Source organism: Faecalibacterium prausnitzii (assembly GCF_003287495.1).
Lineage (GTDB): Bacteria > Bacillota > Clostridia > Oscillospirales > Ruminococcaceae > Faecalibacterium > Faecalibacterium prausnitzii_I.
This window is the reverse complement of record NZ_PRLE01000002.1, coordinates 277,720-295,280: the sequence shown is the minus strand read 5'-3', so window position 1 is coordinate 295,280 and position 17,561 is coordinate 277,720. Positions and strand designations below refer to the sequence as shown.

At 50.9% G+C, this 17,561-nt stretch carries 14 protein-coding genes and 3 pseudogenes; all 17 read right to left on the bottom strand.

The features are described from left to right. Window positions 1-6: 6 nt before the first annotated feature. The 17 genes and pseudogenes from topB to C4N22_RS04825 all read right to left on the bottom strand — a co-directional run bounded on the left by topB (window position 7) and on the right by C4N22_RS04825 (window position 17,521). The gene (gene topB, locus C4N22_RS04905) at window positions 7-2,055 is read right to left on the bottom strand and encodes a type IA DNA topoisomerase (RefSeq protein ID WP_112148184.1); all 2,049 of its coding nucleotides are present in this window, start codon (window positions 2,053-2,055) and stop codon (window positions 7-9) included. Between the two features lie 70 nt (window positions 2,056-2,125). Beyond that, window positions 2,126-2,776 carry a DUF4366 domain-containing protein gene (locus C4N22_RS04900; RefSeq protein WP_112148183.1) on the bottom strand — a complete coding sequence of 217 codons (651 nt, stop codon included), beginning with the start codon at window positions 2,774-2,776 and terminating at the stop codon, window positions 2,126-2,128. Continuing rightward, entirely contained in the window at window positions 2,769-3,041 is a 273-nt protein-coding gene (locus tag C4N22_RS04895; protein ID WP_112148182.1) for a DUF4315 family protein, read from the bottom strand. The genes C4N22_RS04900 and C4N22_RS04895 overlap by 8 nt, the downstream gene beginning before the upstream one ends. 11 nt (window positions 3,042-3,052) lie before the next feature. After that, complete coding sequence (locus C4N22_RS04890; RefSeq protein ID WP_146746506.1) at window positions 3,053-5,062, bottom strand: C40 family peptidase; 2,010 nt, start codon at window positions 5,060-5,062, stop codon at window positions 3,053-3,055. A gap of 19 nt (window positions 5,063-5,081) precedes the next feature. Next, window positions 5,082-5,402: a hypothetical protein gene (locus tag C4N22_RS04885; protein WP_112148180.1), complete on the bottom strand. Its 321-nt coding sequence runs from the start codon at window positions 5,400-5,402 to the stop codon at window positions 5,082-5,084. Then, window positions 5,399-7,873: a VirB4-like conjugal transfer ATPase, CD1110 family gene (locus tag C4N22_RS04880; RefSeq protein ID WP_242980949.1), complete on the bottom strand. Its 2,475-nt coding sequence runs from the start codon at window positions 7,871-7,873 to the stop codon at window positions 5,399-5,401. The genes C4N22_RS04885 and C4N22_RS04880 overlap by 4 nt, the downstream gene beginning before the upstream one ends. Beyond that, complete coding sequence (locus tag C4N22_RS04875; protein ID WP_112148178.1) at window positions 7,791-8,159, bottom strand: PrgI family protein; 369 nt, start codon at window positions 8,157-8,159, stop codon at window positions 7,791-7,793. The genes C4N22_RS04880 and C4N22_RS04875 overlap by 83 nt, the downstream gene beginning before the upstream one ends. A gap of 78 nt (window positions 8,160-8,237) precedes the next feature. Continuing rightward, the gene (locus tag C4N22_RS04870; protein ID WP_330577007.1) at window positions 8,238-9,074 is read right to left on the bottom strand and encodes a VirB6/TrbL-like conjugal transfer protein, CD1112 family; all 837 of its coding nucleotides are present in this window, start codon (window positions 9,072-9,074) and stop codon (window positions 8,238-8,240) included. A 65-nt stretch (window positions 9,075-9,139) separates the two neighbouring features. Next, window positions 9,140-9,238, bottom strand: a pseudogene (locus C4N22_RS04865) (Maff2 family mobile element protein); the annotation flags it as partial. A 156-nt stretch (window positions 9,239-9,394) separates the two neighbouring features. Continuing rightward, on the bottom strand, window positions 9,395-11,272 hold the full coding sequence (ltrA, locus tag C4N22_RS04860; protein WP_112148177.1) for a group II intron reverse transcriptase/maturase: 1,878 nt from the start codon (window positions 11,270-11,272) through the stop codon (window positions 9,395-9,397). Between the two features lie 717 nt (window positions 11,273-11,989). After that, window positions 11,990-12,118 (bottom strand): annotated as a pseudogene (locus tag C4N22_RS04855) (Maff2 family mobile element protein); the annotation flags it as partial. A gap of 232 nt (window positions 12,119-12,350) precedes the next feature. Continuing rightward, window positions 12,351-13,175 (bottom strand): annotated as a pseudogene (locus tag C4N22_RS04850) (VirD4-like conjugal transfer protein, CD1115 family); the annotation flags it as partial. 41 nt (window positions 13,176-13,216) lie between these two features. Then, window positions 13,217-13,375, bottom strand: a complete 159-nt coding sequence (locus C4N22_RS04845; protein ID WP_009243220.1) for a transposon-encoded TnpW family protein — start codon at window positions 13,373-13,375, stop codon at window positions 13,217-13,219. A gap of 142 nt (window positions 13,376-13,517) precedes the next feature. Beyond that, on the bottom strand, window positions 13,518-15,389 hold the full coding sequence (locus C4N22_RS04840) for an AAA family ATPase (protein ID WP_112148175.1): 1,872 nt from the start codon (window positions 15,387-15,389) through the stop codon (window positions 13,518-13,520). An 11-nt stretch (window positions 15,390-15,400) separates the two neighbouring features. Then, window positions 15,401-15,703: a hypothetical protein gene (locus C4N22_RS04835; protein ID WP_024729653.1), complete on the bottom strand. Its 303-nt coding sequence runs from the start codon at window positions 15,701-15,703 to the stop codon at window positions 15,401-15,403. Beyond that, a complete protein-coding gene (gene mobQ, locus C4N22_RS04830; RefSeq protein ID WP_112148174.1) occupies window positions 15,700-17,196 on the bottom strand; it encodes a MobQ family relaxase in 1,497 nt (498 codons plus the stop codon). The genes C4N22_RS04835 and mobQ overlap by 4 nt, the downstream gene beginning before the upstream one ends. After that, window positions 17,162-17,521, bottom strand: a complete 360-nt coding sequence (locus C4N22_RS04825) for a DUF3847 domain-containing protein (protein ID WP_112148173.1) — start codon at window positions 17,519-17,521, stop codon at window positions 17,162-17,164. The genes mobQ and C4N22_RS04825 overlap by 35 nt, the downstream gene beginning before the upstream one ends. Window positions 17,522-17,561 lie beyond the last annotated feature (40 nt).

Here is a 17,561-nt window from a genome sequence, read left to right as displayed (position 1 = left end):
CCTCCTTTACGTTTTCTTTTTCATCGGTGTTTTGGGAAATTCCAAACTGTACTGTGCGCGGCCATCTTCGACGCGCATCACAAGGTCAGCAGCGAATGTCTTATCTTTTTTCACGGAATAAAAGTCTTTTACATGGGTGCGACCTTTCTTCAAAAGGTCTACTGCCATCCTCCTGTCCAGCGTCTTTCTCATGTTGGACAAGTATCTGCTTTCTTTCCAGAGTGCAAATTTGCAGCTACGGTCTGCACAACAAAAGCTGAGTTTGCTTTCATGCACAGGGTTTCCGCAGACCGGACAGTTTCCCACGCTTACCTTATTATAATTGGGAGTTGCCGCGACGGTAGGAATCTGCCGCAGGTCAGCCAGCATCTTATCGAGCAGTCCGTGGATGCCCTGCATAAAATCATGGGGCTTGATCTCGCCGCGTTCCATCCGCAGCAGGTCATTTTCCCATTCAGCTGTCATGCTGGCGGATTTCAGGTAGTCCGGGATATTGCGAATTGCGGCTACACCGTCCTCCGTGGGAATCATCTGTTTGCCTTTACGCTGTACATAGCCGGAGGATACCAGCTTTTCCAGAATCGCAGCACGGGTTGCCGGTGTTCCCAGACCTTTCTTCTCGGTGTCCTTATCGAATTCTTTGTTGCCTGCCGTTTCCATGGCCGACAGCAGAGTATCTTCGGTGTAGATTTTCGGCGGCGAAGTAAAGCCCTGCTTTTTCTCTGCCCGTACCACAGGAAGAACCATTCCCTGCTCCATCTTTTTGGGAAGTGGTACATCCTTGTCCTTTTCCGGCTCCACAAACGGAACGGGCTTTGCCGTGTATCCGGGCTGCAAAATGTCCTTATATTTTGCCGTGAAGTTCCTGCCCTGGCAGCATACCGTCACCAGAACATCTTCGTAGATGAACGGCGGCTGCACAGCCTGCACCAGCTTCCAGATAATAAGCGAAAGAATCTTCTGTTTGGTTTCGGACAGCTTTGCCTTATTACACTTTGCGCCCTGCATTGTCGGCAGGAGCGCATGATGGTCTGTGACCTTGCTGTTGTTGATAACGCAGCTTACGTCTGCCGCCGCGCCATCTAAGGCCAGCACCAGAGATTCCACCGTCTTGCGCATATCCTCGGTCACAAACTGGCTGTCCGTTCTGGGGTATGTCACCAGCTTTTCTTCGTACAATTCTTGCGCCGCCTGCAAGGTCTGGCTGGCGGTCAGGCCGTAATAGCGGTTTGCTTCTCTCTGCAAAGTTGTCAGGTCATACAGCTTCGGGGGCTTCTTTTCTGCCCTCTTGCGCTCGATGCTGCCAACCACGGCGCACTGTCCATCGCAAGCAGCCTGCATGGTATCGGCATCCTGCTCCTGCGCCATCTGTTCCGATGCCGCCACAACACCCGCGCCGGACAGTTCCACTTTATAATAGGGTTCTTTTACAAAGTTCTGGATTTTGGCCTGCCGTTCGGTCAGCATCGCCAGCGTCGGGGTCTGCACACGACCAATGGTCTGCTTTCTGCCGTACTTTTTCGTAAAAGCGCGGGTTCCGTTCATGCCGATCAGCCAGTCTGCTTTTGCTCTGCACTCGGACGCTGCAAACAGGTTATCATAGGCCGCACCATCTTTCAGGTTTTCAAAGCCCTGCTGGATGGCGGCATCCTCCATGCTGCTGATCCACAGCCGCTTGATGGGGAGTTTACTTCCGGCAAGGGCATACACACGACGGAAAATTGCTTCACCCTCGCGCCCTGCGTCGCAGGCGTTCACCACATAATCAAATTTCTTGCTGCGGAGCAGTTTGCGCAGAACATTGAACTGCGGCTTCTTGGTATTGTGTACCAGCAGTTTCCACTCAACAGGGAGAATCGGCAAATCCTCAAAACGCCAGTTCTCATAGCGTTCATCGTAATGTTCCGGGGCTGCATACTCTGCCAGATGCCCCAGACACCAGCTTACCACGCAATCCCCACCCTCCAGATACCCGTCCTCCTGCCGATATGCACCGATCACCTTGGCTATGGCTCTGGATACATTCGGCTTTTCTGCAATCACCAGATATTTCAACGCTTTCTCCTTTTTGAAAAAAGCAGGGATAGCCTTTCGACTACCCCTGCATCCTTATGTTACGGTTTTCTTATGTGCCATTTTCGTTGCTGGACTGATTATCCTCGTTCACAGTCGCAAGGCTCTGGTCGGTTTCCAGATTTTCACTCTGCGGCGTTTCTTCTTTCGGCTTCGGCTTATAAATGTAGAAATAGAAGAAAACACCTGCACCGCCCAGCGCAGCCACGAATACCAGCAGCAGAATCTTATTCATGCCGCCGCTTGATTCCTCTTTCGGTTCTTCGATTTCTACGTCCGGGGTGGTTTCGGGTTTGGTTTCGGGCAGGACTACCGCAGGTGTTTCTTCTTCCTGTTTGCCGTTCCGATCTTCATCGTCCAGAAACTCCTGCAAATCGTACTCGTCGATCATCGAGAGCATATAGACGTTCTCACTGTTTCGCGCCCGGTCGATCACCAGAAAGAATGTGTTGCCGCCCTTGGTCTTGACCGTGAAGAACTCCTTACTGGGGTCATCCACCATGTTGTCCTCCACCTCACCGTTGCCCGCGATGGTGAATGGGATCTTTTCTTCCTCGGTCGGCTCTGCTTCCTCGATTACCTGCACAGGTTCCTCTGCCACCTCAGTGGTATCCACATAGGCAAAGGCCGGGGTCGAAAAGCCCACCGCCATCATCAGGGTCAGAATTGTGCTGGGAATAACAACACCCAGCCGTTTAAGCATCTTTTTCAATCGCTTCCTCCGTTTCTGCTTCTTCCGAAGCCTTGTTTACAGCGGTCAGGAACGTCACATTGCCCGCCTGAATGTTGTCCAGCAGAGCCAGCAGTTCGCGCCCGCCCATCTTGGTGCTGCGGATGGCACGAATGATCTCGCTGTCCTCTTCCTTTTTCTGTGCTGCCCGGATGGTTCTCAGCCGTTCTTCCAGTTCCGCGATCTGCTGTTCCGTCTTTTCGGCTTCATCCAGATATTTCTGTAATTTTTTGCCCATCGGCTCTCCTTTCAGTTGATGCGGCCAAAGCCTAAAAAGTGGCTTTGCCAGTAGGTCGAATTGATACTGGTATAGGAAATGGGGTCGCCGCAGTGGATCATCATGCCATTGCCGACATAGATTCCAACGTGCGACGCGCCAACGGTGTTATAGGTTTTCTCAAAGAAGATCAGGTCGCCGGGCTGTGCATCCGCAGGAGAAACATAGCTGCACTTCCCGCGCAGACCGTTGGCCGTTGTACGCCCAACGCTCCACCCATTGCCGCAGTTATTGATGACCCAGCAGACGAAGCCAGAGCAGTCAAAACTGGTGCTTGGGGAACTTCCGCCCCACACATACGGCATACCGAGATATTTTTCAGCTTCCTCAATCATCCTTGCAAACTTTTCATCCGACAGAGCTTCCGATGGAATATCATATTTGAAACCACCGCCAGAACCACCAGTACCACCGCCTGTGCCAATACTGCCCGTTGTGCCGCCGCTGTAAGTCGGTGATCCTGCGCCGAACAGTTCGGGGCGGTTTCCGTAGGTCAGGTTATAGGCATCGTACCGCCCGGTCTGCTTCTGGTTCATGTTCTTCCGCGCGATGGTATCGAAGCCCTTATTTTTCAGCAGGACATTGAGGATTTTGTACTCATATTCCACTTCTTCCTGATAGGTATAGGTTTCCATGCTGACATTCCCAAAAGCATCAATCGTTGGCCGAACCCCTACTCTGGTTTCCATACGAGTGCGAATCTCAATGGTTTCCCACACTTCCAGGAGATACTGCTGCTTGAACAGTTCCTTGATAACAGGCTTGACCTGTCCTCTGGTGAACTGCTCATAAACCGCCGTCAGGTGAGAAATCAGCTGATACGGGTCATGCCCGATCTCATCCAGCTGATAGCGGTATTCATCATAGCCCGGATGTGTGGATTCCATCTGCCGAATCTGCTTATCCAGTTCCTTTTCCAGTTTCAGATAATCTTCTTCTGCACCTTTCATATCGGCATCCTTGCTGGGGTAGGTCGTTCCTACAAAGGTACTGCCGGTCCCCTGAATCGCCGCACCGCAGCTTGAAAAGGCTCCCAGCATGACCATCACCAACAGGATGCCCACACCAATACTGACCCACAGGGTTTTATTCTGCGCGACGATCTCCTGCACCGCCGCTTTTGCTTTCTCCGTAATGGTATTGGTTGCCGCTGCCGCCTGCTTGCTGGCGGCAGTTCCGGCTTTCTGACCGCGCTTGGCGGCTGCATAGGCATCCTTATACTGCTTTTTCTGGTAAAACTTCGCGCCGACTGTTTTTGTTTCACCTCCTGCGGCAGTCGGTGGTGACTGGGGCTGTTTCTTTTTCAGCGACGGTTCTGCTGCATTTTCTGCAGTGCCGCCCTCGCTCTCGGAAAATTTCAGGCGGCTGGATTTCTGATCCTCCCCACCTCTTTTCTCCGCTCTGGCAGATTTATCTTTGGGCTTTTTCCTGCCTTTGACAAAATGGTGCAGGCGTTCGGCGGCTTCTTCCGACTTATGGGCAGCTTCCACACCGGAATTGTCCTTTTCCACCTGATGTACTTTCTGATGGGCAAACCCGGTGGCGGTATCCACTCCTTTCTTGGCCACCTTCTTAACGCCCATTCCTACGCCACGGACAATGCCGCCTTTTTCATCCTCAAAGGAAAGTCGTCCTTTCTTGGTCTGCGGTTCTGCATCCGATTCCGCAGGCGCATCCTTCGGCTTGCCCTCCTCCTGATGGGCTTTGTAATAGTCCGCGCTCTGCTTGGCGGTGCTGTGATGCCGGGGTGCATCCTCCTCCCCGTCCCCGGCATCCATGCACCGTTCTTCTTCCACGATAGGTTCTTCATCTGTTTCCTTTTCCGCAGTTTCTTTTGCCGAATCTTCCTGCTCCGGCTTTTCTGCTGCGGTCGCGGACTTCTGTTCCCCGGTGCGGAGGTTTTCATCCACCAGACCATCCTTGGTCATTTTCTGGACGATTTTATCTCTGCCCCGAAACTTTTTGTCTGCTATGAAAATCACCTCCTTCCGGCTGGAACCGTCATGCGATCAGGGCTGCGTGAGTTTCCCACTTGTCAAGCACCTGTTCCAGCTTCCGGGCAAAGGCGATCAGGCGGGCGTTCACTTCCTCACGGTCAAGATAACCGTAGGCTTCCATGTGAAAGCTGTCAGTCAGTTCATCGGCCAGTGTGCCAACCGCATAGAAATCTTCCAGCACCGTATGTACCACCGATTCTTCATCGTGGAAGTTGAGCGGCTCCACCTCATCAAAAGGCGGGCCGGAATCGCTTTCGTGCGGCTCCATGTCAGAGTGATGATGAATCTTGCGGCTCAGTCGGTCAAAAATGTTCGGTGTGTTCATGCTTCTTTCTTCTCCTTGTATTTTCCCATCTCATTGGGCTTCGTGGTCATCAGGCTGTACAGTTTCAGCGAAGTATCGAACTTATCCTTGAACGGGATAATCGTGTTGCCGTAGAACAGCAACCCCTCGCCCTCGTTGCTGTTCGTTACATACGACAGCTGGAACGGTGAAATATTCAGCTGCTTCGCAAGGATTTGTCGGTCGCCGGATGCCTGGTTCAGCATATAGATAAAATCACTGTTCTCGAAGATATTCTCGATTTCCCGGCTAGCCAACAAATCCTTGATGTTCTGTGTAATTCCTGTCGGTACACCGCCCCATTTTCGGAACCGCTTCCAGATTTCGACGCTGTATGCTGCGGTCTGCTCTTCCTTTAAGAGCAAATGGAATTCATCGACATAGTATCGCGTATTTTTCTTTGCGTTGCGGTTGATGGTGACACGGTTCCAGACCTGATCCTGAACGATAAGCATACCCAGCTTTTTGAGCTGTTTGCCCAATTCTTTGATGTCGAAACAGATAATGCGGTTATCCAGTTCCACATTCGTCTGGTGGTTGAACACTCGCAGCGAACCATTGACGTAGATTTCCAGTGCCGTTGCAATACGCTGCGCCTGCCGTTCTTTCTGCTCCCGCAGACAGTCGTACAAATCACCGAGCGTGGGCATATTTTCGGACTTCGGGTCATTCAGATATTTCTGGTAGACCAGCGGCAGGCAGCGGTCAATGACCGACTTTTCTTCCGGCTCCATGCCATCCCGTGCGCCCATGATAAGTTCGCACAGGGAAAGAATAAAGTCCGATTTCATGCCCAGCGGGTTATCATCGTCCGCGTAGTTCAGGTTAATGTCCATCGGATTGATATAATCCTTACTGGTGGACGAGATATGGATAACCTGACCACCCAACGCTTCTACCAGCGGATAATACTCTCCCTCCGGGTCTGCAACGATAATATCGTCCGTTGTGGTGAAGAACACGTTCGTGATTTCACGCTTTGCACTAAACGACTTACCGCTGCCCGGTGTACCGAGGATCAAACCATTGGGATTTTTAAGCTGCTTACGGTCTGCCATAATCATGTTGTTGGATACCGCATTCAGACCGTAATAGAGAGAATCGCCCTCCATGAAAAGCTCCTGCGTCGTAAACGGAACAAAAATCGCAGTGGAAGTGGTCGTCAGTGCGCGCTTGATGGGAACGAGATTATTTGCCAGCGGCAGGCTGCTCATAAGGCCCTGCTCCTGCAAATAATCCAGACGATTCAGTGTGCAGTTGAACTTCTGAGCGATACCAGCAGTCTGAAACACAGCACTATCCAGATCCTGCTTGGTCTTAGCCGTATTGAGGAACAGCACCGTAACAAGGAACATACGCTCATTGCGGCTTTGCAGATCATCCAGAATCTTCTTGGCCTCGCCGCCATAAGTTGCAAGGTCGCTCGGAATAATTTCCATATCATAACCAGACCTCACAGCTTTCTTCTGCTCCTCAATCTTCATACGATCAAGGTCGGTGATTTTACCCTTGATCAGTTTGATGGCTTTCAACTGGTCTACCGACTGCACATGGATACTGACCACCAGATTTTTGTCCATGTCCAGAAACTCGGCCAGCACCTTATCCGTCAGTTCCGGGGCAAGGATGTTCAGATAGGATGCTGCACCGTAGGTGTCGCCCATCATAAAGTCCTTGCCACTCTTGAACAGGAAGTTGGTCGGAGCAATGAAGTCCTTGGTCGTCATGCCGCTCTGCAGGATGCGGTCATAACTGAAATCGAACTTCTGCTGTTCCTCCTGATGAAAGGTTTCGTACATAATCTGAAGCCGTTCCACACCGTTCAGCGGATAGGCTTTCACGCCCAGCACCTTGAAATTATTGAGAATATCGGTTTCGATACGCTCCAGCCGGGGCTTTGCTTCCCGGACGCTCTTTGCTTCGATGCTGAACGTGATGTACTTCGTCCGAACCAGACCGTTATTGCCCTTGGCAAGCTGCTGTTTCAGCATCTGTGCATATTCCATACGCACATCGTCAAACGCGTCGTGCTGCGGCTCGATTTGAATGACCTTGTTGTACTCGCTCATGTCACTTTTATGGTTTATGAACGACAACTGGAAGCGGATACTGGCATCGAAATAGTTGAGGAAGTCGCACCAGCTTTCAAAGATGGTGTTTTTGTCCTCATTCTGCGCCAACTGGTAGTTGATGTCGTAGAATCGGACGGTTTTGGAATACAGATGTTCCTCCACCCTGCAGATACCGTCGCGCCCCATTTCCAGATATGGAATGGAACGCTGCACGGTGAGCCGCTGTTCCTTCTGGTTCTTTTCGGGTTTATGAAAGAACTTCTGGAAGAAGCCGCCCGGCTGCGGTTTCTTCTTCGGTTCACTTTTTACCAAAGATGCCTCCTTTCTTCTGGATCGGTGCTGCGGTTTCCAGTTCCCGCTCATACAGGTTTTCGACCTCATAACGGCGTACCGCAGGGCGTTTGAATCGGACGCTGATGAAGTTCGTCAGGATGGTTTCAAGGTGCATCCCGTTTTTCTCGTACAGTGCAAAGAAAAATTCCGGCAGCATCAGAAGCACCATGCCTGCCGCTGCATTGCTGGTCCCCAGCGTATCGCGCATGAGAAAATAAAACGGAACGCCGATGCCTGCTGCGAAACCCATGCACACAAGCTGGCGCTTTGTCAGGTTCAGAAAGACCTTGTTCTTCACTTTGGAAAGGTCTTTGGGAATCGTCACATAGGCCATTTATCACCAGAACAGCCAGACCGCCGCCGGGAAACGGCGTTGTCTGCTGTCTTTTCCTTTCATTGGATTTTCCCGGATTTAGTGACTGCCAAAGATCTGTTTGGACAGACTTCCCGTTTTGAGCAGCGAGAAGCAAAGAATCACCGTGTAGGCCATCGTGCCGAACAAAGCCGAGTGAATATCCGAAGATACCCGGATGCTGCCGATGAGGGCTGCATAGATTGCCACGCAGACCATCATCAGGAACGCCTGGAATGCCAGCGCGAACAGACCTCGGAAGTAGTTCGTACCCACATGACCCCATTCACGGTTACTCATAGTTGCAAATGGAATCGGAGCAAGCGAAGTGTAGAGGTATATTTCTATCATTCTGCCGTACATAATTACCGTGATAACCACCGACAGAATTTTCAGACACCAGCTTACAACAAGGGTTTCCAATGCCAGCGTCACCAGTTCGCCAATCGCCATCGTTGCCATTGCCGCCTGCATCTGCATGGAAAGGGAACTAATATCAATGGCGGTATTGCCACGGATAATGCCGGAGGAAGAATTTACCACCGACTGTCCAATGTCAAATACCGCCATTGCAATATCGAACGTATGACTGACGAGATAGACCGCGATCCACATCTTCACGAAATACTTGAAGAACATCCATGTGTCCACATCGTGCAAATTGTTTCGTTCCGTCAGCATCGATATCAGTTCGTAGCAGAGGATCAGCGTAATGATGATTCCTGCAATGGGAATCACCACCGAATCCGAAATGTTACGGATCATGCTGAAAATACTGCTGTTCCACCCTTGCGGTGTCTGCCCGACCTGAGCAGCGATCTCACTGGTCTGTTGGTTGACCGCCGTGAACATCGTACTCAGGTTGGACTCCACCATGCCGGAAAGAAGTTCCCTCATCCATTTTTCGATTGCTGCGAAAATATTATCGAACAATGGCGGGTTTTCCTCCTATCGCTTGTTGATCAGCCGAACAGACCGGAGAGCAGCGGGATCAGCTGGGTGCCGATGAGGATGACACCGCCGCCGGACATGAGCTGCTTCATGCCCTGCGACTTTGCGCCAGATAGCCATAGGTAAGTCTTTGATATAATCTCCAACTTTTCCCCGGCTCCACACCGTGCGTGCAGCTTTCACCGCACACGGCGTTCCATCGAATTCAGTTGCACAGGGCTTGCAATACAACTTACACACTTCGTAGCTTGAACAAGAAAAGATTTTTAATCAATCAAAGGCATTTCTGCCATCTCACGAAACTTATTCAGCTTTAAAATTTGCGTACTATCGAGATTGAGAAGATTCAGGTAAAACTTTATGGTAGCCATGTCAGAAGCATGGATAAGTTTGTGGACTGGAGCCGATATAAGAACGAGGTTTCCGTATTCATCTGTGCCGCCTTTCGCAATAGGTTTCCTGTGGTGACAGTGGATTTCATGGGCTTCCATGATTGAACCTGTCACTGCACATTTTCCATGCTGCGCTGCATACAGAGATATGCGATTATCTGCGTATTCTATCGACCTACCCTGCACAGGGTTTCGCATCAGCCAAAGCATCGTCTTAGTGTCGATGTTCAGATTCTTGTGAATCAGTTCCCGACCTTCTGGCGTATACTTGTTGACCGATTTCCTTTTGTGCTGGGCATTTCTGCTCTGAACATATCCAATAGGAACTACTGGCCGTCCATGCAGAAATCGCAGTTGACTGCTTTTTCCGTACTTTTCTTTGATATAGCCCTTTTTCAGTTCACCTTTGCGTGTCAGGTCATTCCGCAGACGATTGTGCATCTGCTTTTTGACCCCATAAGCCAGCTTTCCAAAGTCCTCAGAAACAGCCGTTGCAATGCAGTAATACTGGTGTATTCCTGCCACCACAGCATTATAGGTCATCAGTTGCATGAACTGAGCCTTATCATCTGCCGAGTGTTCCAGCTTTTTCACTTCTTCCGTGAGCTTCTTTTGAACCTTCTTGTACGCTTTGTCGCACAAATGCGATTTTACAACGTACTTATTGCTGCGCTTTTGCACTTTCAGCTTAAAACCAAGGAATTCTGAATACTGCCGTTTCAGATTGACAATTCTCGACTTTTCCGGGCTAACATCCAGCCCCAACCGGTCTTTCAACCATTTGGCTGTTGCATGATATGCCTTTACTGCATCCGCATGGGATGAGCAAAAAATCTTGAAATCGTCCGCATACCGAACCGAGTGCATTTCTTTCAGATTACTGCGCCGCAATGCCCGATAGACGTGGCTTTTTATTTCTGCACCTGCACGATTATGCCGTATCGTGAATTCCGTTCTGGTCGGCATATTTTCCCACTGGGATGCAATCCACCAGTCCAGTTCGTTCAGCACGATATTAGCAAGTAGTGGTGAAAGGATTCCGCCCTGCGGCGTACCTTTGGTGGGGTAAATCTTTTCACCATTCGGCAGGATAACAGGGGCTTTTAGCATCTGTTTTATAATGCACAGCAGTTTCTTATCCCGAATACCAAGTGACCATATTTGCCGTATCAGCTTTGTGTGATTGATATTGTCGAAGAAGCCTTTAATATCAAGGTCTACTACATGGTACAGGTGTTGTACCTGTATCAACCTGCAACACTGTGCAATGGCTGTTTCTGCGGAACGATTTGGGCGGAATCCGTTAGAATTTTCACTGAACTTCGCTTCGCAGATTGGCTCCATGACTTGTAATATACATTGCTGCACGATACGGTCTGAGATCGCCGGAATCCCCAGTGGTCTGGTTTTTCCATTACCCTTTGGTATTTCCTCACGCCTTACTGGGCGAGGATGGTAATTACTGAATTTCTTCTTTACAAGGCGGACATACTCATCCTCGCTTAGTTTTGCGAGATTTCGTATTGTCTTTTTATCTACACCCGGCGTTTTACTTCCATGGTTCCTTTTGATAGTTCGGTATGCCAGTTTAATGTTTTCTTCACTCTCAATGATTTCCATGAGGTGATTGAATGTTTTGCCATTCCTGCTTTCTGCATACAACGTATCAAAGATGAATTCCATGCCGTAGTATTCCGAGTTTCGGATTTTTCCTTGCTTCTTTTCTCGCCGCTCCGAAGTCAACACAGGCATCCTCTCCTTTCGGGTTGGATTTTCTTAGTCTTACTCGAAGCTGTGTTTGTTGTATCTTGATGTTACTTTCACTGAATTCGACTTGTGGCCTTCCCTCCACCGCTTACTTTTTCACGGTTTCACAGGTACTACGCCACTACTTTCACTGAAACAAAGAATGGTTATTGCCCTCTCACGAAGGTATTCCCATCCACCATCTCACAGCCTTGCAACAGGCTAAATGTTTTCAGCTTCCTGCGTTCCGATATTTCTATCATGGGCCACCTTTAGGTTCTTCCTCTAAGCCTGTATTCAATTCTTTCCGAATCGTGCCGCCTGTAACGGCACATGGACTTTCATAACAACCATTCTTACTCATCCACGAATACCTCCATATAAGGAGTACCACCATTTCGATGGTATCAACGTTTAGACTTGTACATTCAGAAGTTCGTCAGTATTTCCATACATACTAACCATGGGCGGCTGACACCCGGCATATCCGATGCACCGTCCACCTCTGGACAGCTTTCGGCTCTGACCTTGCGGCCAGAACTACGACATCTTTCTGCCGACTTCACCGAGCTTCTGACAATCGGCGGTTGCGCGCCTATGCCAGTCGGAGTATCAGTGTGGACGCTTCGGGGCGTTACTCCCTCATTTCATCCATCGAAATATCAGTTCTCCAAGATTCTGGACTTCTTTAGTCCTTCAACTTGTGCCTGACCTTTTCAGTCAGGAACGCATCGCACGGTTGTCGTTTCCGTACCCTTCCATGAGGTTCACAACGCCCCAAACACCAAGGCCCGCGCCGATGGCAACAACGAGAGTCTGCAGAACGGTAATAGCCTGATTGAAGAATTCCATAGTCGTTTTTCGCCAGATTGCAGCATTGATAAAAAGTACGATTCCAAAAGAAAAACAGGCTGGCACATCTTCGGTGCTGCCTGCTTCCTGCAATTCTGGCTTCTCCTTTCATTTTCACAAAAATCAGCCTTTTGGAATCGCAAAATGTAGAGATCAGTCGGGTGAATTTCCTGCCACGGGGCCTGCCCGGACAGGCGGACGGGCGAATTTACTTCGGATAATGACCTCCTTCCTATGCTGTGCTTTCTTCGGACACATCCACCTCGTAGCAATCAAATTCTTCATCCATCCGCAGCCTTAGTTCGTGCTTCAGGTAGCGTTCCACATCGAAAGCGTTCTTCTTATCAAAGTCCGACAGTTCTTTGTACCGCTTATGCTTGGTAATGTCGAATTTGTCGCTGAGGAATGGCCGGACACCGCGCAGCTGCAGGATACACTTGCTGCCATCCATGACAGAAAGTTCGTCCCGGCTCATAAGCTCCTTTCCGGTCTTTTGGTAGGTTGTACCAAAGGATGGGCTTTGACCGCGTGTGTCGGATGTGTTATATAGGTCGATTGTTTCTTTTCCCAGCGTTTCGGAAATTTCTTTGAGCGTCGAACTTTCCTTGCCGCCGAGGAACAGCATGGTATCGCAGTTGCCGATGATGGTTTCTGCGGCATCCTTGTAGATGGTTTTAAGTTGGCTCTGAGACTGCAGGATGATGGATGCCGAAATCTCGCGGCTGCGGATGATGGCGATCAGCTTATCAAACTTCGGGATCAGACCGATGTTCGCAAACTCATCAAGTAGCAGCCGCACATGATACTTTAGCTGACCTCCGCATTGATCATCTGCACGGTCACAAAGCAGATTGAAAAGCTGGGTGTACATGATGGACACCACGAAATTGAAGGTATCGTCCGTGTCGGAAATGATAACGAACAAGGCCGTGCGGCGATCCCCCAGAAAATCCAGTTCCATTTCATCATAGGCCATAAGGTCACGCAGCTCCGCAATATCAAATGGGGCTAGTCTGGCACCGCAGGAAATGAGGATGGATTTTGCCGTTTTGCCAGAGACGAAAAGTCAAGGACTTTTTCATCAAATTCACAAAGAAGTCACATTTTGCGGACTTCCTCACGGAGCAGACGCTTGATTTTGTCCTCCATCGTCTCTTTTGCGGTCTGGCTGAAATGCACACGGACGATATAGGTTGTCTTTCCGATCTGCTTTCTGACAGTCGGGCAAGGGGCGGTGTTGGTTGCGGTATTGTTCATTCAAAATCCTCCTGTAAATGAAAAATGCCCGGTGACTGTTCATCATCGGGCGATGTCGGTATGAGGGAACAAGGCAAGGCGGCAACATTAAGGTATCTATAAAAACCTTGCCGTCTTTGCCACGCTTGCCGTGTTCCTGTTGTCAGTCTCGGAGATAGCAGACCCATGCTGTGCCGTCTTTCTCGGTCACAAGCCTGTCCCCGATACGGCTCTTTGCCGTTCTCATGGTGCGTGAGGAAATCCCACGCTCATTGACCGTCTTTTCCAGCTCTGCACTTGGCATACGCTTTCCATCTGCCAGCAGTTCCAGAATGTGCATTTGCGCTTGTGCGGTCTTGCTCTCGGTCTTGGCGGTGTCTGTCCCGGCAAGAAGCTCGTCAGCGGTAATGTCATAAGCTCCTATCCATTCAAAGCCTTTCTCGTCTCCCAGAGAAAAGGCAAGGGACTGTCCGGGCGGCGCAAGGGAGCTTTTCTCATGGATAAGCACCCTCGTTGTGGGGCTGTCCTTCAGCTTGCCGATAAAGAGCAGACTGCGGACTGCCGCCGTAATGTCGATAGACCCTAATCCCCGATAGGTGCTTTGCGTTCCTGCGGCTTTGTTCAGATGTCCGATCAGCACGATAGCGCATCCGGTAGCCTGTGCAATGTCTCCCAGACTACGGAAGATGGGACGGACTTCATTTGCCCGGTTCATGTCCACATCTGCGCCCAGAAACGCCTGCATCGGGTCAATGATAACCAGCCTTGCGTTGTTCTCTCGGATTGCTCTTGCGATGCGCTCATCAGCAAGGGTCAGCGGCGTGTCTCTATCGTCAATAACAAGCACTCGTTCAAGGTCTGCGTCAGCTTCCATCAGCCGGGGCTTAACGGTATCGCCCAGACCGTCCTCAGCGGTCTGATAGATGATATTGAAAGGCTCAAGTGTCTCCATACCGGGTAAGGGCTTTCGGTTGGTGCAAGCCGCCGCAAGACGCATGGCAAAGTAGGTCTTGCCCTCGCCGGGGTTGCCCTGTATGATCGTCAGCTTTCCAAAGGGGATATACGGAAACCATAGCCATTCCACGCTCGTAAGCTCCACATCTGCCATGCGGAGCATGGGAACAGGCTGGGCAGTGGGCAGCTCTCGCAGCGTGATTGTCTCGGCTATGAATTTGCGGCTGGGAATGTCCCCTTGCTGACGGAGAACATCGTTCCAATCTTTCCTTGCCGGAACAAGGCGAATGACGGCGATCTCGCCGGGAATGGACTGTGCCAGTCGGGAGCAGGCTTCACTTCCTGCGGTGTCACTGTCAAGGCAGAGGAATACTTTTTGGGTGTCCTTGCGTTCAGAAAGAAAACGGTCAAGGGCTTTGCCTGAAACGCCGCCCAGGGCAATATAGCTCCTTGTCTGCCAGTCTTGCGGATAAAGGCAGATGAACGATAACAGGTCAATCGGCGCTTCAAAGACAAAGAGCTGATTGCCGTTCCCCTCATAGCGGAATGGATAGGACTTGTCAGACCCGGCAATGTCCTGCCTGAATGGGTCTGCCGTTCCTCGCACATGGGCGTATCTCGGCGTACCGCTTCGGTCTCTGCCGACAAACACAACATTGTGCCGTTTTACGTCCTCGTAAATATCCCCGGAAAGAAGAAAAGCCTCAACAAGCGTTTTGTTGAGACCTCGGCTTTCTGTGAGATATTGGATTGCTCTGTCGGCTGTCCTGTTGTGCAAGGGCAAGTGAAACGCTGTGGGCGGTGCTGTGCTGGCTTTGCTCTGTCCCTCACCGCTTTCGCCGGTTAAGAGCTGGACAGCTTCGGGAAAGGACTTGCCGTAAAACTCCATGACAAAATCAATGGGATAGCCGCCCTTGCTCTGGCTGTGGCGAAACCACTTGTTTCCCCGGACGGTCAGGCTGTCATGTTCTTTCCAGCGGTATTCCCGTCCGCTTTTGATAAGCGTCTCTCCCTGTGTGCGGAGAAAATCTTCCAGACTGACGGCGTTTGCCCTGTCGATCTGTGCTTGGGTGTACTGCATGGGCGTCCTCCTTACTTCTTGAAAACAGCGCATCGTCTGCAAATGCCATGCTCACGCTCGTCCAGCGTGTAGGGGCAGTTCGCACATTCCTCGCCGTACTGTCTCATGATAACAGGCAGATAGCCCAGCTCCTGCAACATATCAATCTGGCGGTCGGTGAGGGTGGCTTCAAAGGCAAGGCATTTCCGGGTGTGTTCGTCCAGCTCGATCAGGTCGGAAAGCGGTCTGCCATCGGTCAAAGCTTCTCCGCTCAAAAGGCGTTTTGCCGTTCTGCGGATGGGGTTGTACTCGTTCTTCCAGTCGTATTTTTTCATCGTGTCATATCCTCCTTTTTGTGTCGTGTTTTGGGTCGATTTTGGAGCTTTTGTTCCTCTGTACGCTCGTTAAATCGGGCGGCAGTATCTACGCATGACTTGACCTTCCAAAGACGGTGTAAATCGTCTCTGACGGTCTTAAACTCGCCATAGGTGGTGTTGTGCGCCTGTTCCAGCTCGTCATACTCTTCGGTCAGCTTTTTCATATCCACCTTGCCGTCCGGGAACTCTCCGGTCAGCTTGCGTCTGGCGGCGTAGAACTGTTTCAGTTCCGTTTCATGCTCTGCCTTGTACTTGGCTCTGGGCTTCTCAAACTTGATTTTCTGCAAGCCGTCATAGACAGGCTTCAAGCTCTGGAAAGCAGCGGAGCTGTCATAGAGCTGCTTAATTGCTTTCATTCGGGCGGTCTGTTCGTCCAGCGTTTTCTTCAAGCTCTCTGTGGTAGCACTGTGTTCGCTGACACGGTGTTCCAAATCTTCAAGGGAATAAATGCCGTTTGCCCGGAGATAATTGAAAGTCTCGTTCATCTCCTTTAGATTGCTGACCTTGCCTTTCTGCGAATACGCCCCGGCTCTGCGCTGGGTGTAATAGGCGTTCAGCAGAGAAACAAGGTCGGGTGCCTGCGGCTTGGCAAGCTCTGCTTTTGCTTCGGCAATCCAATCGAACAGGAGAGCGATTTTCTTCTTGATGTCCCGGATAACGGCATTGGTTGCCTTGATCCAGCGGTTGAACTCGCCCTTCTCGGTGCGTATGCCTTTCTTCTCCATTGCCCGGACGGTTGCGCCCTCGTGGACGGTGGGAAGAAGCTCCACGCCCTGACGCTCATAGCTTCGGTGGTCGATACGAACGTCAAGCCCCTTTTCCGCAAACTTGGCGTTACATAGCTCCGCCCATGTCTGCCGCCAGTATTCCAGCGTTTCGGGACTGCCCCAGTCGGTAGTGGGAACGGCGTTGAAAACAAACTCGCCGTTCTGGTCCCGGATACGGTTGCCGTCCTCGTCCAGCTCATACACCCGGCGTTGCTTTAGCCCCCATTTGCCGTTCTGCTCGATGGGGCGGATAGGGCAAAGCACATGAAAATGTGGATTGGGTATGCCGCCGTCCTCCCGGTCTGGCTGGTGTACGGCGAAGTCAACCACCATGCCCCGGCTCACAAAGTTCTCCAATAAAAATTGCCTTGCAAGAGCGATGTTTTCCTCAAGGGAAAATTCATTCTGCAAGGCAATGTCAAAGCTGTATGCAAGCTGGGCGTTCTTTCCACGCTCGGCTTTTTCCACGGCGTTCCATAGGGTTTGGCGGTCTGCGTATTCTGGCGGTGCATGGGACGGCAAGAGAATGTCAGAGCAGATCACGCCGCCCTTGCGGGTGTAGTCGCTGTATTCGCCGTAATACTCGCTATACAATCGCTCCCCGGCTCGGTAGGCAGCAGAAGCGATAGCGGACTGTCCTGCGCTTCGCTTAGTCTGCGTGACGCTCAGATGAAATAGTGCCATCGGCTTTCAACTCCTTTTCTCTGTTTGCTTGGCTGATGTGGGTAATCGTCATGTGACGGACGGCTCGCTGGACTTCGGACAAAGAAAAGATTTGTTCCATCAGCCCTGTCATTTCGGTGCGTGTGAGATCTTTGACCTCCGGGGCAAGGCTCTCAACCGTGCCGCCCAGATTGCAAAGGCGGTGGGTGCGCTTGGTGCGTTCGCCTTTCTCCAGATACTTCTTTCGGTTCTCCAGACGCTCCAGCTTGTGCTGTTCCTGCGCAAGCTGCGTCTCAGCTCGTTCCTTTTCAGCTCGGAGCTGGTCGAGGGTTTTCGGTTTTGTCATTGGGATTGACCTCCTTTTTTGATTTTGGGGATAAAAAAAG

What these genes read in the sequence shown, in the direction of transcription:
- C4N22_RS04900 (WP_112148183.1), bottom strand. Translation starts at nt 2,776, where the DNA reads ATGCTTAAACGGCTGGGTGTTGTTATTCCCAGCACAATTCTGACCCTG.
- C4N22_RS04895 (WP_112148182.1), bottom strand. Translation starts at nt 3,041, where the DNA reads ATGGGCAAAAAATTACAGAAATATCTGGATGAAGCCGAAAAGACGGAA.
- C4N22_RS04885 (WP_112148180.1), bottom strand. Translation starts at nt 5,402, where the DNA reads ATGAACACACCGAACATTTTTGACCGACTGAGCCGCAAGATTCATCAT.
- C4N22_RS04880 (WP_242980949.1), bottom strand. Translation starts at nt 7,873, where the DNA reads ATGAGGTCGAAAACCTGTATGAGCGGGAACTGGAAACCGCAGCACCGA.
- C4N22_RS04875 (WP_112148178.1), bottom strand. Translation starts at nt 8,159, where the DNA reads ATGGCCTATGTGACGATTCCCAAAGACCTTTCCAAAGTGAAGAACAAG.
- C4N22_RS04870 (WP_330577007.1), bottom strand. Translation starts at nt 9,074, where the DNA reads ATGAGGGAACTTCTTTCCGGCATGGTGGAGTCCAACCTGAGTACGATG.
- ltrA (WP_112148177.1), bottom strand. Translation starts at nt 11,272, where the DNA reads ATGCCTGTGTTGACTTCGGAGCGGCGAGAAAAGAAGCAAGGAAAAATC.
- C4N22_RS04845 (WP_009243220.1), bottom strand. Translation starts at nt 13,375, where the DNA reads ATGAACAATACCGCAACCAACACCGCCCCTTGCCCGACTGTCAGAAAG.
- C4N22_RS04840 (WP_112148175.1), bottom strand. Translation starts at nt 15,389, where the DNA reads ATGCAGTACACCCAAGCACAGATCGACAGGGCAAACGCCGTCAGTCTG.
- C4N22_RS04835 (WP_024729653.1), bottom strand. Translation starts at nt 15,703, where the DNA reads ATGAAAAAATACGACTGGAAGAACGAGTACAACCCCATCCGCAGAACG.
- mobQ (WP_112148174.1), bottom strand. Translation starts at nt 17,196, where the DNA reads ATGGCACTATTTCATCTGAGCGTCACGCAGACTAAGCGAAGCGCAGGA.
- C4N22_RS04825 (WP_112148173.1), bottom strand. Translation starts at nt 17,521, where the DNA reads ATGACAAAACCGAAAACCCTCGACCAGCTCCGAGCTGAAAAGGAACGA.